The sequence below is a fragment of the Novosphingobium sp. BL-52-GroH genome (assembly GCF_044813085.1).
Taxonomy (GTDB): domain Bacteria; phylum Pseudomonadota; class Alphaproteobacteria; order Sphingomonadales; family Sphingomonadaceae; genus Novosphingobium.
In genome coordinates this window covers 831,649-851,507 of the sequence record NZ_CP171152.1, presented here as the reverse complement: position 1 = coordinate 851,507, position 19,859 = coordinate 831,649, and the positions used below count along the sequence as shown (strand labels likewise).

At 67.9% G+C, this 19,859-nt stretch carries 15 protein-coding genes; 4 read left to right on the top strand and 11 right to left on the bottom strand.

Features of this window, described 5'->3' with window-relative positions:
* The 6 genes from ACFFDA_RS16630 to ACFFDA_RS16605 form a co-directional block, all read right to left on the bottom strand.
* The gene (locus ACFFDA_RS16630) at positions 1-1,512 is read right to left on the bottom strand and encodes an aldehyde dehydrogenase family protein (RefSeq protein WP_404481886.1); all 1,512 of its coding nucleotides are present in this window, start codon (positions 1,510-1,512) and stop codon (positions 1-3) included.
* Between the two features lie 191 nt (positions 1,513-1,703).
* Positions 1,704-3,023 (bottom strand): NAD(P)/FAD-dependent oxidoreductase, encoded by a 1,320-nt coding sequence (locus ACFFDA_RS16625; protein ID WP_404481884.1) that lies wholly within the window; start codon positions 3,021-3,023, stop codon positions 1,704-1,706.
* A gap of 184 nt (positions 3,024-3,207) precedes the next feature.
* Positions 3,208-4,524 carry a c-type cytochrome gene (locus ACFFDA_RS16620; protein WP_404481883.1) on the bottom strand — a complete coding sequence of 439 codons (1,317 nt, stop codon included), beginning with the start codon at positions 4,522-4,524 and terminating at the stop codon, positions 3,208-3,210.
* Between the two features lie 9 nt (positions 4,525-4,533).
* A complete protein-coding gene (locus ACFFDA_RS16615; RefSeq protein ID WP_404481881.1) occupies positions 4,534-6,303 on the bottom strand; it encodes a GMC family oxidoreductase in 1,770 nt (589 codons plus the stop codon).
* A 73-nt stretch (positions 6,304-6,376) separates the two neighbouring features.
* On the bottom strand, positions 6,377-7,099 hold the full coding sequence (locus ACFFDA_RS16610) for a gluconate 2-dehydrogenase subunit 3 family protein (RefSeq protein WP_404481880.1): 723 nt from the start codon (positions 7,097-7,099) through the stop codon (positions 6,377-6,379).
* A gap of 369 nt (positions 7,100-7,468) precedes the next feature.
* A complete protein-coding gene (locus tag ACFFDA_RS16605) occupies positions 7,469-8,731 on the bottom strand; it encodes a carbohydrate porin (protein ID WP_404481878.1) in 1,263 nt (420 codons plus the stop codon).
* A gap of 283 nt (positions 8,732-9,014) precedes the next feature.
* Between ACFFDA_RS16605 and ACFFDA_RS16600 the strand changes: the two genes are divergently transcribed.
* The gene (locus ACFFDA_RS16600; RefSeq protein ID WP_404481877.1) at positions 9,015-10,070 is read left to right on the top strand and encodes a LacI family DNA-binding transcriptional regulator; all 1,056 of its coding nucleotides are present in this window, start codon (positions 9,015-9,017) and stop codon (positions 10,068-10,070) included.
* 50 nt (positions 10,071-10,120) lie between these two features.
* Here the strand turns inward: ACFFDA_RS16600 and ACFFDA_RS16595 are convergent, their stop codons facing one another.
* The 5 genes from ACFFDA_RS16595 to ACFFDA_RS16575 form a co-directional block, all read right to left on the bottom strand.
* Positions 10,121-12,517, bottom strand: a complete 2,397-nt coding sequence (locus ACFFDA_RS16595) for a TonB-dependent receptor (RefSeq protein ID WP_404481875.1) — start codon at positions 12,515-12,517, stop codon at positions 10,121-10,123.
* A gap of 301 nt (positions 12,518-12,818) precedes the next feature.
* Entirely contained in the window at positions 12,819-14,405 is a 1,587-nt protein-coding gene (locus ACFFDA_RS16590) for an alkaline phosphatase D family protein (protein WP_404481873.1), read from the bottom strand.
* Between the two features lie 52 nt (positions 14,406-14,457).
* Positions 14,458-14,841, bottom strand: a complete 384-nt coding sequence (locus tag ACFFDA_RS16585) for a ribonuclease HI (RefSeq protein ID WP_404481871.1) — start codon at positions 14,839-14,841, stop codon at positions 14,458-14,460.
* A gap of 18 nt (positions 14,842-14,859) precedes the next feature.
* Positions 14,860-15,219, bottom strand: coding sequence for a cupin domain-containing protein (locus tag ACFFDA_RS16580; RefSeq protein WP_404481869.1), 360 nt, complete (start codon positions 15,217-15,219; stop codon positions 14,860-14,862).
* Between the two features lie 5 nt (positions 15,220-15,224).
* Positions 15,225-16,025 carry an N-formylglutamate amidohydrolase gene (locus tag ACFFDA_RS16575; protein ID WP_404481867.1) on the bottom strand — a complete coding sequence of 267 codons (801 nt, stop codon included), beginning with the start codon at positions 16,023-16,025 and terminating at the stop codon, positions 15,225-15,227.
* A gap of 14 nt (positions 16,026-16,039) precedes the next feature.
* Between ACFFDA_RS16575 and ACFFDA_RS16570 the strand changes: the two genes are divergently transcribed.
* The 3 genes from ACFFDA_RS16570 to ACFFDA_RS16560 are packed head-to-tail and all read left to right on the top strand — an operon-like array spanning position 16,040 to position 19,816.
* A complete protein-coding gene (locus ACFFDA_RS16570; RefSeq protein ID WP_404481866.1) occupies positions 16,040-16,978 on the top strand; it encodes a transglutaminase N-terminal domain-containing protein in 939 nt (312 codons plus the stop codon).
* Positions 16,979-16,983: 5 nt separating this feature from the next.
* A complete protein-coding gene (locus ACFFDA_RS16565; RefSeq protein ID WP_404481864.1) occupies positions 16,984-17,799 on the top strand; it encodes a transglutaminase family protein in 816 nt (271 codons plus the stop codon).
* Positions 17,792-19,816, top strand: coding sequence for a M3 family metallopeptidase (locus tag ACFFDA_RS16560; RefSeq protein WP_404481862.1), 2,025 nt, complete (start codon positions 17,792-17,794; stop codon positions 19,814-19,816). The genes ACFFDA_RS16565 and ACFFDA_RS16560 overlap by 8 nt, the downstream gene beginning before the upstream one ends.
* The last annotated feature ends 43 nt before the right edge of the window (positions 19,817-19,859 follow it).

Genomic DNA, 19,859 nt, shown 5'->3' with positions numbered 1-19,859 from the left:
TCAGACGACGGCGCAGACCGTCTTCCATTCCAGATAGTTGTCCAGGGCCGCGAGCCCGCTGTCGCGGCCGTATCCCGATTGCTTGACGCCGCCGATCGGCAGGCTGGGATCGTACATGGCGTGGCAGTTGATCCACACCGTCCCGGCCTGGATCTGCCGCGAGAGCCGGTGGGCGCTGGACAGCGACTGCGTCCATACGCTGGCGGCAAGGCCGTAGGGACTGTCGTTGGCGGCCTCGACCACGGCTTCGATGTCCTCGTAGGGCTGGACGACCAGGACCGGGCCGAAGATTTCCTCGCGCACGACATCCATGTTCGGCGTGACATTGCCGATGACGGTCGGGGAAATGAACGTTCCGAACGCTCCCCGCCGCTCGCCGCCCGCGACGATGTCGGCGCCCGAGGAGCGCGCCGCCGCGATGAAGCCCTCGACCCGCGTGGCCTGCTGGACGGAGACCAGCGGGCCCATCTGCGTGCCCGGGTTCAGGCCGTGGCCGAGTTGCAGCGCCTGCGCATGGTCGGAAAGGCCGGCCATGACCCGATCGTAGATCGAGGCATGGACATAGGCCCGTGATCCCGCCACGCAGACCTGGCCGGCGTTGAAGAAGATCGCGTTGGCGGCGCCCGCGATGGCGAGGTCGAGATCGGCGTCGGGCAGGATGACGACGGGCGACTTGCCGCCCAGTTCCAGCGTGATGCGCTTTAGATTACCCCTGGAGGCATCGACGATCGCCCGGCCGGTCTGGGTGGAGCCGGTGAAAGCGATCTTGTCGACGCCCGGGTGCGCGGCGAGGGCTGCCCCGGACACGGCGCCGCGTCCCGTGACGATATTGAGCACGCCTGCGGGCAGGCCCGCCTGCATCATCAGTTCGCCAAGCCGCAATGCCGTGACGGACGTATCCTCGGCGGGCTTGAGGACCACCGTGCAGCCGGCCGCCAGCGCCGGTGCGAGCTTCATCGCTGTGAGCACCAGCGGCGAGTTCCAGGGAACGATCGCGGCCACCACTCCGACAGGTTCGCGCAGCGTCCAGGCCGCGATCTGCTTGCCCGCCGGCTGGTAGGTGATCGACGGCGTTACCGTCCGGCCCTCGATCGCCATGGCCTGCCCGGCGAAGAAGCGGAACTGCGCGACGGCGCCGGGGATTTCCGCCCAGCGCCCGACGTGAAGCGGCTTGCCCTGGTCGAGCGTTTCCAGTTCGGCGAGTTCGTCGATGTGGGCGTCGATCAGGTCGGCGATGCGGTTCAGTATGGCCGCGCGTGCGGCCGGCACGGTTTGCGACCATGCGGGAAAGGCCCTGCGTGCCGCGGCCACGGCGTCATCGACGTCCGCGGGCGAGGCGTCGGCGATCGTCGCGATCGTCCGGCCGGTGGCGGGGTCGCGGGTTTCCAGCGTGTTCCCGCCAGAGGATTGCTGCCAGGCGCCGTCGATCAGCATACCCAGGACCGCCGGTGTGTCGAACAGCGCCTGCGCGCCCGCAGTAACGGGACGGACGGCGTCCAGAATGGTGGTCATGGCTGGGTTTCCTGCGAATGGACTGGCGCGCCGGGACAGGCTGTCGGCAGGGCCGAAAGCCGTCCGGGCGTTGTCCCAGAGACATCATTTGCGCGGCCCGTCGCTAGGGCGCCGGGGTCTATAATGTGTCGACGGTATTTATATCCATCGGCAAGAACGCAGGCTCGAAGTCTGCTTGGCCCGAAAGATTCTCAGTGCAGCTTGAGGCGGGGGCGGACGATGCGGTTGACGTGGCTGACCGCGATCAGCGCCGATCCCTTGATCCAGCCATGGATCGCCAGCAGATGCATGCGGTAGAGCGACAGGTAGATGAAACGCGCCATGCGCCCTTCCACCGCCATGCGCCCGCCGACGAGGTTGCCCATCAGGGTGCCCACCGTCGAGAAGCGGCTGAGCGAGACCAGCGAGCCGTGGTCCTTGTACACGAAATCGACCGGCGGCTTGCCCGTCATCAGCCGCTTGAGATTGGCGAAGGCGGTGGCGGCCATCTGGTGCGCTGCCTGCGCGCGCGGGGGCACGGGCCTTTCGTTCTGCGGCAGCTTGCAGAACGCGCAGTCGCCGATCGCGAAAATGCGGTCGTCCGACGTGCTCTGGAGCGAGGGGCGGACAACGACCTGTCCCGAGCGGGCCAGTTCGAGTCCGTCGAGCCCCTCGGCGATGGGCTTGGCCTTCACGCCCGCGGCCCAGACCTGCAGGTCGGCGTCGATGCGGTCCCCCGAGCGCATGACCATGCCTTCGGGCGTCGATTCCACCACGGGCGTGTCGACGAGCACACGCACGCCCAGCGTCTCGAGTTCCGACTGCGCCGCGGCCGCCAGCCTGTCGGGAAGCTGAGGCAGGATGCGCGGGCCGGCTTCGATCAGCGTCACTTCCATGCGGCCGCGGTCGAAGACTTCCAGTCCGTAATAACCCAGCGCGTCGGCCGCGTTGAACAGTTCGGCCGCCAGTTCCACCCCGGTGGCGCCCGCGCCGACGATCGCGATCCTGACCCGCGCATCGCTCTGGAGGTCGTCCGTCATCGTGCGCGACACGCGCAGGCACTGGTTCAGCAACTGGTCCCGGAACCGGTCGGCCTGGCCGCGGCTGTCGAGGAAGAAGCAGTTCTCGGCGACGCCGGGGGTGCCGAAATCGTTGGTCACCGATCCGAACGCGAGGACGAGATAGTCGTAGCGGATCTCGTGGGCGGCGATGATCTCGCGGCCCTTTTCGTCGTTGATCGGGGCCAGCCTGACGCGGCGGTTGGTCCGGTCGATGCCGGCGAGCGATCCGTAGAAGTATCGGTAGCCCCAGCGGTGGCAGTGGCTGCGATAGCCTACTTCATCCATGTTGGCGTCGAGCGACCCGGTCGCCACTTCGTGCAGCAGCGGCTTCCAGATATGCGTGCGGTTGCAGTCCACCATGATGATGTCGTGGTTCTTGCGACCGTAGTGCGAGCCCAGCTTCGCCGCCAGTTCGAGGCCTGCGGCGCCGCCGCCGATGATGACGATCTGTGTCTTGCCCGGGGTCGACATAATTCTCTTTCCCAAGTTGGGGTCGTGCGGTTTTACCGAGATTGGCGAGCGCGCCATTGTGCGAGTTTTAGCGAAACCCGGCAAGCGTTCCGGCCTCGCCGGGCGGTGCAAATTGGGGCGGGACGGTTGCGCAATGAACGGGTGAGGGCGCCGTTGCCGGTGGCCCGCACCGTCTTCGGTGTCGTCAGTTCGCGGGCAGGCTCTTGCGCGCCTCCAGCGCCTCCCGCATCTTCGCCACGTCGGACTCCGCCACCGGCCTGGCGGCATTGCCCCAGGTGTTGCGCACGTAGTCGAGCGTTTCGGCGATCTGCCGGTCGTCCATCTTCCACGCGAACGAGGGCATGCCCGCGCCGGTCGGCTTGTGTCGGGTCGAGGCGGCCCTGCCGCCCACGAGCATGACCTGGATCAGGCTGGCCGCGTCGTCGGACTGGAGGCCCTGGTTGCCGGCAAAGGGCGGGACCATGTCGCCCATGCCCTCGCCGCGAACGCCGTGGCAGGCGGAGCAATTGACCTCGTAGCGCAGCGCTCCCAGCTTCATGGCAGGAGTGCCGGCCGGGATGGGGGCGGGGCGCGGCTTGTCCGATGCCGGCAGCGACTTGAGGTACACGGCCATCGCCTTGAGATCGTCGTCCGAAAGGTACTGCAGCGAATGTTCGACGGCCTCTGCCATCGGGCCGGCGGCGATGGCGGTGCTGTCGCCACCGGTCTTGAGATATTCGGCGATGTCCCCGGCGGAGCTGCGGCCGAGGCCCACATGCTCGTTGCCGGTGAGGTCGGGCGCGTACCAGTAGCCGGTGCGGGCGCCCTGGAGGTACAGGCTCGCCTTCTCGGCTCCGAGCAGGTTGCGCGGGCTGTGGCAGGCCGAGCAGTGGCCGGCGCCATCGACGAGGTAGCGCCCGCGCTCCCACCGGGCGGACCGGCCCGGCGTCGGGGCGAGGGGGGCGCCATCGTAGAACAGCAGGTCCCAGCCGGCCATCGCCAGGCGGATGCTGAACGGGAAGATCATACCGCCGTTCTCGTCGACCGTGTTCGAGACCGGCTGGACCGTGGACATGTAGGCCCACAGGTCGTGCATGTCGGCGTCGGTCAGCTTGGCGTAGGCGGTATAGGGCATGGCCGGATAGAGGAAGCCCTTCGATCCGCGGCCATGGCGCACCGCGTCGAAGAAGTCCCGCTCGGTCATCGCGCCGATGCCTGTCTCGCGGTCCGGGGTGATGTTGGAGGACAGGATCGTCCCGAAGTCCGTGTCGAAGCGGTAGCCGCCGGCGAACTCGCCCTTGGCCCCGTTGTGGCAGGCGGCGCAGTCGGCGGCGCGCATGACGTATTCGCCGCGCCGGATCGCGGCCTGGTCGGTGACCTTGGCGTCCGCAAGCGCGACCTTGTCGTCCGCCACGTTCGAGCGGGACGTGTCCAGTGCATGGCTGCCCCAGATGCCGGTGCCGACGGCTGCGACCAGGACGGCCGCGCTGGCGCCGAGCGCGATGCGTTTCCAGTTCTTCATCGATCGGCCTCAGGCAAGCGGTGCGGGATTGCGGACGTAAGTCTGGTGGATGGCCTGGGCGGTGCGGATCGCCAGGGCGCCGACGGTCCCGGTCGGGTTGTAGCCTGCGTTGTTGGGGAAGGCAGACGCACCGACGACGAACAGGTTGTGCGCGTCCCAGCTCTGCAGCCACGGATTGACTGCGGAACTGGCGGGATCGTCGCCCATCACCGCACCGCCGATCACGTGGTCGGAGGCGATGACGGCGGTGGAGAAGGGCTTGTCGGCGAAGTTGAAGCCGGAAACGTGCGCTGCGCCCATCTCGCGCGCGATCTCGACCGCGCGATCCATGGTGAACTTGGCCATGTTGCGGTCGCTTTGCGCATAGTCGTAGGTCAGGCGCAGCAGTGGCACGCCGAACTTGTCGCGATAGGTCGGATCGAGGTCGAGCGTCGCCGTCCTGGTGGGCATCGAGCAGCCCTGGTTGAAGATCGTCCCGTAGTTGCGATAGTACTTCGAGTAGGCCTTCTTGAAGCCGGTGCCCCAGCGCGGCGAGCCCGGCGGCAGGTTGTTGGCCTTGCCGATCGGGGCGCCGTCGCGGGCGAGGGTGAGGATGCCGGCGCCGCCGATGAAGTCCAGCTTCGAATGGTCGAAGTTGTCGCCGTTGTAGTCGTCGATCTGCGAGCCCAGGCCGCCGGTGCCGATGAACGGGTTGATGTGCTCGTCCTCGAACCACATGTCGGTGCCCGAGACGGTCTGGAAGCTGAAGTTGCGCCCGATCGTGCCTTCGCCGGTACGCGGATCGAAGGTCTTGCCGATCTGCGAATGGAGCAGGATGCGCACGTTGTCGACCTGGAACGCGGTGAGGCACACGACGTCGGCCGGCTGTTCCCATTCCCGGCCGTGCTCGTCGACGAAAGTGACGCCGGTGACGGTCTTGCCGTCGGCCGCCTTGTTCACCCGGGTGACGCAGGACTTGGTGATGACCTTGAAGTTGGGACGGCGCACCAGCACCGGGAAGATGCAGGCCTGCGGGCTCGACTTGGAGAAGTTGCCGCAGCCGTAGGCAAGGCAGAAGCCGCAGTAGGTGCAGGCGCCCATGCTGACGCCCAGCGGATTGGTGTAGGGCTGCGAGATGTTGGCGCACGGGATGGTGAAGGGGTGCAGGCCCATGTCCGTGGTGGCCTTGTTGAACAGCTCCATCATCCGCAGCGTCTTGAGCTTGGGCGTGGGGTACTCGCGGCTGCGCGGACCCTCGAAGACGTTGCCGCCCGGCCTGATCTCGCCCTTGATGTTGCCCGCCTGCCCGGAGATCCCGGCGATGCGTTCCCACTGGTCGTAGAAGGGCTCCAGTTCGTCATACGTGACGCCCCAGTCCTGGAGCTGCATGTCGCCGTCCTCGGCCTTGGCGCGGCCGTAGCGTTCGATGGTCCTGGAACGGACCTGGAAATCCCACGGCGAAAAGCGCCAGGCCATGCCCGCCCAGTGGAAGCCGGCTCCGCCGACGCCGCGGCCCATCTCGTAGATGCCATAGTCGCGCAAGGGCGCCGCGACCTGGTCGGCGCGGTTGCGGAAAGTCACCGTATTGTCGCGCGGCGGAGCGAGCAGTTCCTTGCGCTGGCCCCAGCGCAGCTCGTCGGGGTCGACCGCGGGGGGCGTGTGGGTGGAGGTGTCGATCCAGGGGCCGCGGTCGATCGCGACGACGTTGAGGCCGGCGCGGGTCAGTTCCTCCGCCATGAGGGAGCCGGACCAGCCGAGCCCGACCACTACCACGTCCGCCTTGGGGCGCTTGCTTGCCATGTATGTCTGCCTTGCTTGATGTCGTCGCCGAAGGGCCCCCAGGGGGAAGGGGCGAGGGGAAGGAGCCGGGCCTTCAGTCCTTGGGGATCAGGCTGACGGGTTCGAGCCCGAGGTCCTCGCCCGTCCGGTCGGCATAGAGGCGATAGTCGTAGCGGGCGCCGGGGAAGCCGATCATCTTCCAGCCGGCCATGTCCTTGTTGCCGCCGTACATCGGGTCGGCGAAGTAGCCTTCGCGCACGTTGGCGAGCATCAGCTCGAAGAAGGCGCGGGTGTTCACTTCGGGCGCCAGTTCCACGGAGCCGTCGTCCATGCCCGCGAGGATGGCGTCCTGCGCTTCCGGTTCGAGGTCGGCGAACGAGGCCTTGTGAGTACGCTGGGCGTAGGCTTCGAGCGCCCGCAGCCCGGTCTCGTACCGTTCGCGCGGGGTGGCGATGAACTGCGGCTTCTGCATCAGGGCATCCTCGCCGGGTGCCTTGGGCCCGGAGCGGTAGAGGGACGCGCCCTGGCCGAAGGTGCCGGCGAGCTGGGCATCGAGGAAGTCGACGCAGCCCGCCTGGGTGGCCGAGGGGCCGTGCTCGTCCGCGGGGATCAGCCGGTCGAAGGCGGCCGATACGGTGCGCCGGTCGATCTCGCGGGTAAGGACCTGGGGCGCACCGACCTTGGCGGGGGTCGGCACGAAGGCCTGGTCGAGCGCCATGTCGTGCGGGAAACCCTCCATCTCGTTGGCGAGGAGCTTCGCCGCCGGGACCGCGGTGATCGCGGCGCCGAGCGAGGACAGGATTTGCCTTCGTTTCATCGAATCAGCCCTTTGCATCAACCCGTGCGAGCGACCTTGCGCAGCCGATCCGGCGCAAGGGCGAGCTGCCTCGCCCCGCGGGCGAAGGCCGGCGGGGAGAAGCAATCCGTTTGCGACGGGCGTCATGTGCTGTGGATCGAGCCTGCCCCGCGCGAGGGGCGACGGCCTTGCCGGCTGCGGATGGCGCCTGCTCGTGAAGAGGCGCTCCGCATTCGGAAAAGCTGGCGGAAATCCAACGGTCGTCCGAAATCTTGTGCTTGTAGCTGCCCCTTATTTTCACGCCCATCGGGTGACAAGCAGCTTTCACGGGAATGCGTCAGATAATGAAAGAATCTCTCATTTTGGAAGACTCCCGATGCCGCCAGCAGGTCAGAACGTGATGGAAGTACGCGCGCCCACGATCACCGCGTTCGGATTGGCGGCGATGCCGCCGGGATGCCGGATCCATTGCACGTCCGGGCGAAACTGCAGGAAGCTGGTCACCTGGAAACCGTAATAGAGTTCGACCGCATTCTCGCCGGTGCCGGGCGGCAGCACCGCATGGCCCAGTGCCAGGCTTTCGCGGCGGTAGTCGGCCAGCCGGGAGTTCAGGTGGTTGTAGCTGACCGCGAGGCCCACCTGGTCTTTCGGCCGGCCGGGGAAGGGGCCGGTGTAGACCAGCCCCGAGGCAAAGGTCTGGTCGACGGAGCTGGTCCGCCGGTCTGCGAGGGTGGCGTTGAAGAAGGCGGTCAGGCTGCGTGCGTCCCCGGCGCGTCCGGTGGGTACTTTGGCGACGAGGCTGACGTAGCCGCCATAGGAACCTCCGCGTTGCAGGTAGGCCAGCCCGGTCGCCGCAGCCGGATCGCGGTTGGCGTCGAGATAGACGTCGTTGCGCGACGCGGTGCTGCGCCAGCCGCCGAGCTTGACGGTGGCCTCGCCGCGAGAGCCCAGGCGCGGGGTCCAGCCGAATTCGAACGGGACCAGCGTGCCCGTTCCGCCGGAAGGGTCGAGCGTGGAGACCAGGCCGCGCTTCAGGTTCGTGGGGTTCACCTGATAGGCACCGGCCTTCACGTAGCTGTGGGCGCCGGTCTTCAGCTCGGCGATCGCACCCCATTGGCCGATCGGGTAGTTGTACCAGTAGTCCGACACGATGTTGCCGACCTGGTTGCCGCAGTACGACAGGTTGATAAAGTTGCAGTCGAAAGCCTCGAAGTCGCTGCCCGGGTTGACCCGGCCGACCCGGATCGACAGGCGGTCGCCCAGGAGCCGCTGGTCGAGCCAGAACTGCGAAAGACGCGTGACGTTGCCGCGGCCGAAGATCTCCTGCGGTCCCAGCAGGGAGCCGATGCCGGCGCCGCTGTTGATGCTCCTGCCATCGCGGTGCGAGACCGAAACGAGGATAGAGGCACCGTCCCAGCCGACCAGCCGCGCCATGTCGGCCTGCCCGGTGAAGGAGAGCTGGCCTGCATGATAGACCTTGTCGTTGTCTCCGCCCTTGGCCGCGACGAGGTCTTCGGACGTGTAGTTGACGTCGAAATCGAAGCCGTCGCGCTTCAGGTCCTGCTTCCAGGAGCGATAGCCCGATAGCAGACCGGTATCCGCCCCGCCTGCCTTGGCCGATGGGCTTTCGCCGGTCGCGTCGGCGGCCGGCACGGCTCGCTCGTCGTCATCCGGTTGGGCCGATGCCGGGAGAGGCAGGCACAGCAGCAGGGCGGGCCATGCAAGCAGGAGGGGAAGCCGTCGCCCGGGCGCGACTCCGGATCGGACGAAGGCTGGGAGAACTGGTGTCATGGAGTGATATCCGGTGCGATCTTGAGGCGGCGGCCGCCGCGAAGCAGATTTGGCGGCCTTTTCCGGCTCCGGCGCTGGCTATCAAGCTTCTCTGACATTATCTTTCATATTGTCGCCTGGTTCACTGCAGTTTATGAGACGTATTATGAAAGATTCTGAGGGTCGCTCCGGGCCTCGCGCCACCATCGTCGATCTTGCCAATGCCGCCGGAGTGAGCATTTCGACGGTCGACCGGGTGCTCAACGGCCGTGATCCGGTCCGACAGGTGACGGCGGACCGGGTGCTCGAAGCGGCCGAGCGTATCGGCTTTCGCGGCGTCGCCGCCATTCGCCATCGCGTGGCGAATTCGCGGCCGGTGGGACGCCTGGGCTTCCTGCTCCAGTTGCGCGGGCAGCAGGAGTATCGCCTCTGGGGAGAACTGCTCGCCGACGCGACGCGCGCCAGCACGATCGTGCACGGCCGCCCCGTCGTGCGTTTCCTGGAGGACCTCTCGCCCGAGAACGTGGTCGACAACCTGATGACGCTCAGCCGCGAGGTGGATGCGGTGGCGCTCGTCGCCGCCGACCATCCCAAGATCAATCACGCCGTCGACATGCTCGCGGCCGACGGCGTGCCCGTCTTTACGCTTGTCTCGGACCTGAGCGGCAGGGGCGTCGCGGGCCATGTCGGGATCGACGACCTCAAGAAGGGGCGTACCGCGGGGTGGTTCGTCAAGGGCCTCGCCGGCGACCTGCGGCAGGTGGCGGTGCTGGTTGGCAGCCCCCGCTACAAGAGCCAGGACCTCGCCGAGGCCGGCTTCCGAACATACTTGCGCGAACATGCCCCGAGCGTCCAACTGGTCCAGACCGAAGCGACGTTCGAGGAGGATGACCGGGCCTTCGCGATCACTGGCAGGCTCCTGCGCGACGTGCCGGATCTATCGGGGATCTACGTTGCCGGCGGTGGCATCGGCGGGGTGATCGCCGCCTTGCGCAAGCGGGAGGGCGCCGGCCCGCGCCCGATCGTGGTCGTCAACGAACTCACGGACGAGACGCGCGCGGCGCTGGCCGACGGGGTGATCCAGGTCGTGCTGTCGCATCCCGCCGAGCGCATGGCGCGCACTGCCGTCGAGGTCATGGCACGGGCGCTCGTGGCCCGGTTCGAAGGCGGTCGCCAGCAGCACTTCCTGCCCTTCGAAATCTTCACTGCCGAGAACATCTGATCCCCGGGACGGCGGGCAGGCGCGGCGGTGCGCCGGGCCTGCCCGTGGGATCACATCTTGACGCGGACGGTCACGCCGTAAGTGCGCGGGTTGCCCGGGTAGCCCTGGATGATGCCGGTCGACTTGGTGTAGCCCAGCAGGTTGATGAAGTAGGCCTTGTTGAACAGGTTCTCGGTCCAGAGCTGAACGTCTAGGCGCCCCTTGTCGAGCAGGGTTCCCACGCGTGCGCTGGCGAGGGCGTAGCCCTTGATCTCGGCCGAGGGATCGAGCGTGATCGTGGTGTTCTGCTTCGAGCGCCAGTTGACGTCGAACAGTCCGTAGACCTGGGTGCTGTCGTTGATCGGTACGGTGTAGTCGACGGTGAAGTCCGCAGTCCACTTGGGCGCCCAGGCGACCTGGCGGCCCGTCAGGTCGCAGGTCAGCGCGGTCGACTGCGCGGGGCAGACCGAGTTGTGGAACGAGGAGTAGATCGCCTTGTTGTAGCCCACGAAGCCCTTGGTGTGCAGGCCTTCGAACAGCCAGGTCTGCAGTTCGGCCTCGACGCCCTTCGAGGTCAGCGAGCCGACGTTCGAGAGAAACTTGAGCGCGGTGTTGCCCACGCCGATCGCCTGGTTGGCCTGATAGTCCTTCACCTTGGTGTGGAAGGCGGTGACGTTGAGCATGACCTTGTTGTCGAAGAAGGTGCTCTTGATGCCGGCTTCGAAGTTGTCGGCGGTCTCGCCCTTGACGGTCTGCTGCGCACCCACCGCGATCGCTTGCGCGTCGGTGACGGGCAGCAGGTTGAAGCCGGCCGACTTGTTGCCGCGCGCGTACTTGGCATAGAGGAAGATGTGCGGCGTCACCTTGTAGTTGATGCCTGCTTCGCCCGAGAGCGCGCTGTCCTTGAGGCTGGTGTCGACATGGCCGAGCTGGGCGTTGGCGCCTGCCGCCGACATCGCGTTGATCTGCGCGGTGTTGAGGTTGCCCGGGTTTGAGACGACGGCGCCGTCATAGATTTCCGAGCGGCGCTCCCAGGTCTGGCGCAGGCCGACGTCGATCGAGAGGTTGCGCGCCGCATCCGGGTGCCAGGTGACGTTGCCGAACAGCGCTTCGGTGTCGGTGTGGAACACTGCCTGGCTGGCGATGCCGAAGCCGTCGACGCGCGCCGAGTAGGCCCCTTGCGCCCAGGTCTTGCCGCCGGTGGCCGGGAAGGCGGTGGCGCTCGGGTTGGCGGCCCAGATGTTGTACTGCGGCCCGAACTCGACGCGCGAGTCCACCTGCAGGCGTTGGCGGCTCAGGAAGCCGCCCAGCGTCGCTTCGACCGGCTGGTCGGCGGGTGTCGACCAGCGCAGTTCCTGGCTGAACTGGTGCTCCTTGTTGCACGAGCCGTAGTCGGTGATCGCGTCGAGCTGGGTGTAGTCGTTGTCGTTGTTGGTGAAGCACTCCCACTCCTGGTAGGCCGTGATCGACGTGAAGGTGCCGATGCCGTCGACATCGAGATTGATCTCGCCGCTTGCCGAGTTCGACTTGGTTTGCGCGTTCAGCGCGCCGTCGATGTTGACGTTGCGGTCCTTGGCATTGCTGGTCAGCAGCGTGTAGCCCGCTGCCGCCATGCGCGCCTGAAGCGCCGCCGGGTTGTAGACCGAGAGGATCACCGGGGACATCGTGTTGAAGTCCTGCTCGCCATGCATGCCGATCAGGCGGATGGAGAGGTTGTCGGTCGGCGTCGCGAGGAGCTGGGCGCGGATGCCCGAGCCCTGGCGGGCGTTCTGGTCGCCGCCGTTGTAGAGGTTCCTGTAAGTGCCGTCGCGGCTGGAATCGAAGGCCGAGACGCGGAACGCCAGCTTGTCGGCGATCAGCGGGCCGGTGACGCTGGCCTTCACTTCGCGCAGGCCGAAGTTGCCGAAGCTCACCTCGCCGCCGCCGTGCAGTTCGAACTCGGGCTTGAGCGTGTTGATGATGACCGCGCCCGCGGTAGTGTTCTTGCCGAACAGGGTGCCCTGGGGGCCGCGCAGCAGTTCGACGTCGGCGACGTCGTTGAAGTCGGTCGAGACCATGCCCTGGCGGCCGGTGTAGACGCCATCGACGAAGATGCCGACCGAACCGTCGATGCCGTCGGTGTTGAAGCCGTTGTTGCCGATGCCGCGGATGCCCAGGTTGAGCTGCTTGGGGTTCGTCAGGTAGACCGAGAAGGCGGGGAACTTGCTCTGGAAATTGGTGAAATTCACCAGGTTCTGGCGGGTCAGTTCCTCGGCCGAGATGACGGTGATGGGGATCGGGACGTTCTGGGCGTTCTCGGAGCGCTTGCGGGCGACCACGGTGATCTCGGGCGAGCCTGCCGCGTCGTCGGAAGCAGCGGCGTCGTCGGCCGAGGTCTCGGCGTGGGCGGCGAGGGGGAGCAGGCTGGCGGAGAGCAGCATGAACGCGACGCTCTTGCCAAGCGAGGCGCGGACCATGGAAACGGACATCGATTGACCCTCATTTTATAAGACGCACGCAGCCGCGCCTCCCCCGTCGACCGTCGCCGGAGGAGATGGATTGAAGGCAGTGGAGCTATGCCGTTGGATCTGTTCGCGATTGCGTTGTGGCGCCGATAGGGCTGTCCCATGTCGCTATTGTTACAGCATGTTTCTTTTTCCCGATTGCGTGCCCATGGCCGATATGCCCTGTTCGACCGCGGGCGACGCCGCGCTCTGACGTGACGTGGGCGGGGCCGTGCCCATCGTCCCGGGTCGAGCCCGGGACGATGATTCGGGGGGAGGTTCGATCCTAAACCTGAATGCCGGGCCTTCCCGCCTCCAGGGCGAAGTGGGCGATGTCGGCAATGCCCGAATCCTCGCGTTTCGCGTCGGCCAGGCCGCGATAGGTCACGTTGCCGCCGCGCGCGTCGATGTCGAGCCGGCCGTAGCCGCGCACTTCGTTCTCGGCGAAAACCAGGCCGTTGGCGGGGGCGAGCCGCTTGAAATCGGGATCGTCGCGCAGCGAGGTGATCGACCCGCCGACGAATTCGGCGGCGATGGGGGCGCCGTCCGGCCGGTCGGGATCGCGGATGTCGGCGGCGGCGAAGGCGTGGATGTCGCCGCCCAGGGCCAGCGGGTTGCTGGTCCCGGCCGCGATCCAGCGGCGGAAGATGCGATCGCGGGCCTCGGGATAGCCGGACCAGTTGTCGGCCGAGTAGTGCGGGGCGTCCGTCTTGTCCTGCGGATCGGGGACGATCGCCTGGTGCATGAGGGTCTGCTGGGCGAGGATGTTCCACTTCGCCGGGCTCGTCGCGAGGCGCTTGTCGAGCCACCGCTCCTGCGCCTCGCCCAGCATCGAGCGAGCGGGATCGTGCAGGTCCGCGCATTCGCCGATGACGTTGCGGTAGGGCTTGTGCGCCTCGACGAGGCCGGCCGGCTGGCAGGCGTGGGGGCCGCGATACTGCCGGTCGTCGACGATCTGGAGCTGGGCGAGGCTGCCCCAGTCCAGCGTGCGGTAGAGGCGCATGTCGGCACCCCGCGGAGGGCGCACGCGCAGCGGCTGGTGCTCGTAGTAGGCCCGGTAAGCGGCCGCGCGGCGGCGCAGGAAGGCGACCGGATCGCCGTTGCCCTGGTCGAGTGCGCCGGCGTAGTCGTTGGCGACTTCGTGGTCGTCCCAGGTCAGCGCCCAGGGCGCGGCGTGGTGCGCGGCCTGCAGCAGCGGGTCGAGCTTGTAGGTGGCATAGCGCACGCGGTAGCCGGCCAGGTCGACGGGTTCGGGATTGCGATGCTGGCGGACCGCGTTCTTGTGGCTGGGCGCGCCTTCGTAGATGTAGTCGCCCAGGAACAGGATCAGGTCCGGGTCCTCGGCTACGACGTGGCGCCAGGCGGCGTAGAAGCCGGCCTCGTATTTCTGGCAGGAGGCGAAGCACAGGCGCAGGCGGTCGGCAGCGGTGCCGGCAGCGGGAGCCGTCCGCGTCCGGCCGATGGGGCTGGATTCGCCGGCGGCGATGAAGCGGTAGAAGTAGGCATGGCCCGGCCGCAGTCCGGCGGCCTCGACATGGAGGGCATGGCCCCAGTGCGGTTCGGCGCGGACGGTGCCGCTGCGCACGACGCGGCCGAAGCGTTCGTCCTCCGCCACTTCCCAGCGGACGGGCACGGCGATCGCCGGCATGCCGCCGTCGCCGGCCATCGGCTCGGGCGCCAGCCGGGTCCACAGGATCACGCTGTCGGCCTCGGGATCGCCCGAGGCGACGCCCAGCGAGAACAGGCCCGGTGGCAGCGGCGTCGCCCCGCGTGCGCCGATCGACAGCAGCGCGGCGGCGGCGCCCACGCCGCCGACGACCAGCCGACGCGAGAACAGGGGAAGGCGGGGCGATTGCAAGGGGGCTACGGGCATGATGCGCGCAGGCTATCGCGGGTGCGTGTTACCGAACCATGACAGGGCGCGCCTATCGCGGATGGCGGGCGTTCAGGGCGATCCCGGCGAGGTTCTGCTCGCGCTTGATCCAGCGTACGCGGGCCGGGCGCGCTGACAGGGCCAGGGCGAGGAACCTGGCGGCATGTCCTTCGGCGGCGATACCGGTGCGCAAGGCCGCGTCGGCGGCCTGGACCACCACGGTCGAATCGCCGATCAGCTCGACGTCGTCCAGGCTCGAGGCCTGCACCAGTTCCATTGCCCGGATCAGCGCCAGCCATTCGGCGTCGGTATTGGTGCCGGTGCCGATGTCGTCGAACAGGTGGGCGATCCCCCGCACCACCACGGCGGCCTCCATGCGCCCGGGATTGGGGCGACAGCCGCCGTCGAAGAACACCTTGAGCCTGCGGCGCCTCATCGGGCGATGACCTTCATGTCATGCCTCGCCCGAAGGCTCGCCGATGTGGATCGCCAGCCAGATCGTCGGCTCGGCGGTATAGGTCACGCGGTGGGACAGGCCCGCCGGGATCAAGATGTGGTCGCCCGCCTCCAGCCTGCGCAGGCCCGCACCGTCGAGATCGAGTTCGGCCGAGCCCTCCAGCACCAGCACCCACTCGTCCCAGTCCTGCACGTAGGGTCGGTCCGGCGGGGTAGTGTGCCCGTGCGACACGATCCGCTCGATGCGGACGCCGGGGCGCAACAGCAGGTCCTCGAACAGTTCGGCGTCCCCGCGCGCGCGCTCCACCTGGAGGAGGTTGCCGGGCAGGGGGGTATTTGCGTCGGATCGTGAGGCCATGGCGCCTAGTATGGCGCCGTGTTCCCGCCAAGGGAAGCGCCCGTCGCTGCGAGCGCCGCGCGTCCCAGCCGCCGCGCCCAGAGCGCCTGGCCTTGCGCGCCGCCGATCAGGTCCTGCCGGACTTCGATCTCCACGTAGCGCAAGTTGCGCGCGATGGCGTGGAGCGGGACGGTGTAGTCGGTGTCGTCCATCGCATAAGGCACGTTGTCGCCGACATCGGGGCCCGCCTCGCCGCGCAGGGCTTCCCGAAAGGCGTGGGCGAAGTCGGTCCGGCCGGTCCAGTGCAGGATGCCGGCGTGCCAGGGGCGGGCGATGCCGTCCATCACCGGCGTGAAGCTGTGCAGCGAGACGAGCACGGTATCGCGCCCCGCCGCGTGCCGCGCTTCGAGTTCGGCGGCGATCGCGGCGTGGTAGGGGCGATGGATTGCCTCGATCCTCGATTTTCGGTCCGTATTTTCCAGGCCTTCGTTGCCCGCGATGCGAGTGCCGTCGGACACTTCGGGGATCGCATCGGGTCGGGCCGGATCGCGGTTGCAATCGATGACCAGGCGCGAATAGGCCTGGTGCACGAAAGGCGCGTCGAGCCGCCGTGCGAGCGCCTTGCCGAGGCCCAGCACGCCGATGTCGATGGCGATGTGACGCTCCATATCGACGGGGGCGAGGCCGAGGCCTCCCAGCCGACGGGGAATCGCGTGCCCGGCGTGGTCCCCGATCAGCAGGAACGGCGAGGACCCTGCTGCGTTGAACATCCCGAACGGCGCCGGATCGTCCGGACCTAGCAAGCCACCCGCCGTGCGCCCGGCCATCAGGATATGCCTCCATGCCGTTGCTGACGATCCGCCATACGACCGCCTATCGCTATCAGCAGCCGGTTTCGCTCGGTGAACATCGCATCATGATGCGGCCGCGCGAGGCGTTTGACCAGCGCTTGCTTTCGGCGCGGCTGGTCATCGAGCCGGAACCGGGCGAACTGCGCTGGCTGCACGACGTTTTCGGCAATTCGGTGGCCGTGGCCTCGTTCGACAAGCGCGCATCCCGCCTGCTCGTCACCAGCGAGGCGACGCTGGAGCATGCGCCACTCGCCCAGACCCAGGTGGACGTGGAGCCTTACGCCCGCCTGTTTCCGTTCATCTATTCGGCCGAGGACATGCCCGACCTGTTGCGCTCGATCGAGCGGCAGCACCTCGATCCCGGCCGCATCGTCGACAACTGGGCGCGCGCCTTCGTCAGCAACGACGGCAACACCGGCACCATCGCCCTGCTCACCGAGATGGCCACCAGCATCAAGCGCGACTTCACCTATGTGCCCCGTCACGAGAAGGGCACCCAGACCCCGATCGAGACGCTGAAGAAGCGCCAGGGCACTTGCCGCGACTTCGCCGTGCTGATGATCGAGGCGGTGCGCGCGCTGGGTTTCGCGGCGCGCTTCGTCTCGGGCTACGTCTACAATCCGTCTAAGTCCGAAGGCGTCGTCGGCGGCGGCAACACCCATGCCTGGGTGCGCATCTTCCTGCCGGGCTCGGGCTGGGTCGAGTTCGATCCAACCAACGGCATCATCGGCAACCGCGGCCTGATCCGCGTCGCCGTCGCCCGCGATCCGTACCAGGCACTGCCGCTTTCCGGGACCTGGTTCGGGTTGCCTGCCAGTTTCCTGGGCATGGACGTGACCGTCGACGTCCACCGCGCCGACCCCGCCCAGTTTCCCCCTTCCGGCCATGGCGCCATCAACAGCCGAAGTGCCGGCGATTCAGGAAAGTGACATAGATGCTGATCCGCTGCGGATACGATATCCAGTTCGAAACCGAGACGAAAACCGCCATGATGGCGATGCTCAGCCTGCATCCCTCGCGGCACCAGGACTTGCGCACCCCGCAGCGGCTGCTGGCGGACCCTGACATTCCGCTCTACCACTTCGAGGACGCCTTCGGGAACGTCGCCACGCGCCTCGCCATTCCGCCCGGCGGTGTCACGCTCTCGTGCGAGTTCGTGATCGAGGACGGCGGCGAGCCCGACGTCCGCCCGCCCGACAGCCTGCAGACGCCGGTCGAGGACCTGCCCGACGCGGTCATGCCCTTCCTGCTCGGCAGCCGCTACTGCGAGACCGATCGCCTGATGGACGTTGCCTGGAGCAATTTCGGCCACTATGCCTCGGCGCGCGACCGGGTGGATGCGATCGTCGACTTCGTCCACGGCCACATCGAGTTCGGCTACCACCATGCCCGGTCGGACAAGACCGCGTGGAACGGCTACCAGGAACGGCAGGGGGTGTGCCGCGACTTCGCCCATCTCGCCATCACCCTGTGCCGCTGCATGAACATCCCGGCGCGCTACTGCACCGGCTATCTCGGCGATATCGGGGTGCCCCCCGTCGACGCGCCGATGGACTTCAGCGCCTGGTTCGACGTCTACATCGACGGCGACTGGTACACCCACGACGCACGCCACAACCGTCCCCGCATCGGCCGCATCCTGATGGCCCGGGGCCGCGACGCCACCGACGTCGCCTTGACCACCGCCTTCGGGCCGGCGATCCTGCAGCGCTTCGAAGTCCATACCGAGGAGATCGACTCCATTGAATGATCCGCTCGCCAATGTGCTGCTGCGCCCCTGGGACGGCCCGCTCGGCGCGCCGCCTTTCGCGGCGGTGCAAGCCGGAGACTTCCTGCCCGCCTTCGCGACGGCGACTGCCTGGCACCGCGACGAGATCGCCGCCATCGCCGGGCAGGCGGAGCGGGCGACGTTCGACAACACGATCCTCGCGCTCGAGCGTTCGGGCGAGGCGCTGTCCCGCGTCCGGCGCCTGTTCTGGACGCTGTCATCGGCCCACGGGACGCCTGAGATCCGCGCGATCGAGGGCGAGGTTTCCGCGCTGCTGAGCGCTCATTCCATCGCGATCGGCCACGATGCCGCACTGGCAGAGCGGGTCGCCGCGGTCCACGCAGGCCGCCATGAAGATGGCCTGGACGCAGCCCAGGTCCGGCTGGTCGAAGGCAGCCATGCCGGGTTCCGGCGCGGCGGTGCCGGGCTCTCGCCCGAGCAGAAGGAGCGTTTCGCCGCGATCGACACGCGGCTCTCGGCGCTGTCGGTCCAGTTCGGCCACAACGTGCTGGCCGCGACGGCGGCATGGGTGCTCGATCTCGGGCCCGACGACCTCGCCGGACTGCCGCCCTCCCTGCGTGACGCCGCCGCTGCCCGTGCCGCAGCAGCAGGAGCGCCGGGCCGCTACCACGTCACGCTCGACCGTTCGGACTACGAAAGCTTCCTCAGCTTCTCGCAGCGCCGCGACTTGCGCGAGGAGCTGTGGCGCGCCTTCACCGGCCGCTGCGACGGTGGACCGCACGACAACTGGCCCGTCATCGCCGAGACTCTGGCCCTGCGCCACGAACGCGCAACGCTGCTGGGCTATCCCGACCATGCCCATTACGCTCTGGAAGACAGCATGGCGCACACGCCCGAGGCGGCGATGGACCTGCTCGCGCAGCTCTGGGAACCGGGCAAGCGCCGCGCCGCCGAGGAAGCCGCCGAACTCCAGGCGCTGATCGACGCCGAAGGCGCGGGCTTCGCGCTGGCCCCGTGGGACTGGCGCTTCTACGCCGAGCAGGTGCGTCGCTCGCGTTATGCGCTGGACGGCACGGCGGTGGCGCGGCACTTGCGGCTCGACGCCGTCCGGCAGGCGGCGTTCGACGTGGCGGCCCGGCTCTACGGCCTGTCCTTCACCCGCCGCGCCGACATTCCCGGCTATCACGAGGACGTGTGGGCATGGGAAGTGCGCGAGCTGGGCGGCAAGCCCGTTGGCCTGCTCTTCACCGACTACCTCGCGCGGCCGGAAAAGCACGGCGGGGCGTGGATGGGCAGTCTTCGGGTGCAGGAATTGCTCGACGGCGCAGTCCTTCCGGTCGTCTATCTCGTCGCCAATTTCGCCGCCGCGCCTCCACCCGACAGGGCCGCCACCCGCTTGTCGATCGACGAGGCGCGCACGCTGTTCCACGAATTCGGCCATGCCCTCCACGGCCTGCTCTCGCGCGTGACGTATCCCAGCCAGTCGGGCACGGCGGTCGCGCGCGACTTCGTGGAATTTCCCAGCAAGCTCATGGAAAACTGGATCGTCAGCCGCGAAGTGCTGTCCGGCTTCGGCGTTCCAGACGACCTCGTCGCGGCGATCCGCAATGCCGGCGCCTACGGCCAGGGCTTCGCGACGGTGGAACTCATCAGTTGCTCGCTGGCCGACCTCGCCATGCACCGCGGCCCGGACGCCGCGTCCGATCCCCGCGCTTTCCTCGAGGCCGAACTGGAGCGGCTGGGGATGCCGCCGGAAATCGGCCTGCGCCATCGCTTTCCCTATTTCACGCACGTCTTCGACGGCGGCTATGCCAGCGCCTACTACAGCTACGCCTGGTCCGAGGCACTGGATGCCGATGCCTTCGAGGCGTTCGTGGCGACTGGCGACATCTTCGATGCCACGCTCGCCGACCGTTTCCGGGCGGAAATCCTCAGCGTCGGCGATACCCGCGACCCGATGGAGTCGTTCGAGGCCTTCCTTGGCCGAGCGCCCGATGCCGGCGCCCTGATGCGCGCCAGGAACCTCGTTGGGGCCTAGGCGCGCCGCGCCGGGCTTGCGGGTCCGGCCATGCGGAACCATA

What these genes read in the sequence shown, in the direction of transcription:
- ACFFDA_RS16565 (WP_404481864.1), top strand. Translation starts at nt 16,984, where the DNA reads ATGCTGATCCGCTGCGGATACGATATCCAGTTCGAAACCGAGACGAAA.
- ACFFDA_RS16620 (WP_404481883.1), bottom strand. Translation starts at nt 4,524, where the DNA reads ATGAAGAACTGGAAACGCATCGCGCTCGGCGCCAGCGCGGCCGTCCTG.
- ACFFDA_RS16590 (WP_404481873.1), bottom strand. Translation starts at nt 14,405, where the DNA reads ATGCCCGTAGCCCCCTTGCAATCGCCCCGCCTTCCCCTGTTCTCGCGT.
- ACFFDA_RS16625 (WP_404481884.1), bottom strand. Translation starts at nt 3,023, where the DNA reads ATGTCGACCCCGGGCAAGACACAGATCGTCATCATCGGCGGCGGCGCC.
- ACFFDA_RS16575 (WP_404481867.1), bottom strand. Translation starts at nt 16,025, where the DNA reads ATGGCCGGGCGCACGGCGGGTGGCTTGCTAGGTCCGGACGATCCGGCG.
- ACFFDA_RS16600 (WP_404481877.1), top strand. Translation starts at nt 9,015, where the DNA reads ATGAAAGATTCTGAGGGTCGCTCCGGGCCTCGCGCCACCATCGTCGAT.
- ACFFDA_RS16630 (WP_404481886.1), bottom strand. Translation starts at nt 1,512, where the DNA reads ATGACCACCATTCTGGACGCCGTCCGTCCCGTTACTGCGGGCGCGCAG.
- ACFFDA_RS16615 (WP_404481881.1), bottom strand. Translation starts at nt 6,303, where the DNA reads ATGGCAAGCAAGCGCCCCAAGGCGGACGTGGTAGTGGTCGGGCTCGGC.
- ACFFDA_RS16585 (WP_404481871.1), bottom strand. Translation starts at nt 14,841, where the DNA reads ATGAGGCGCCGCAGGCTCAAGGTGTTCTTCGACGGCGGCTGTCGCCCC.
- ACFFDA_RS16595 (WP_404481875.1), bottom strand. Translation starts at nt 12,517, where the DNA reads ATGTCCGTTTCCATGGTCCGCGCCTCGCTTGGCAAGAGCGTCGCGTTC.
- ACFFDA_RS16610 (WP_404481880.1), bottom strand. Translation starts at nt 7,099, where the DNA reads ATGAAACGAAGGCAAATCCTGTCCTCGCTCGGCGCCGCGATCACCGCG.
- ACFFDA_RS16580 (WP_404481869.1), bottom strand. Translation starts at nt 15,219, where the DNA reads ATGGCCTCACGATCCGACGCAAATACCCCCCTGCCCGGCAACCTCCTC.
- ACFFDA_RS16570 (WP_404481866.1), top strand. Translation starts at nt 16,040, where the DNA reads ATGCCGTTGCTGACGATCCGCCATACGACCGCCTATCGCTATCAGCAG.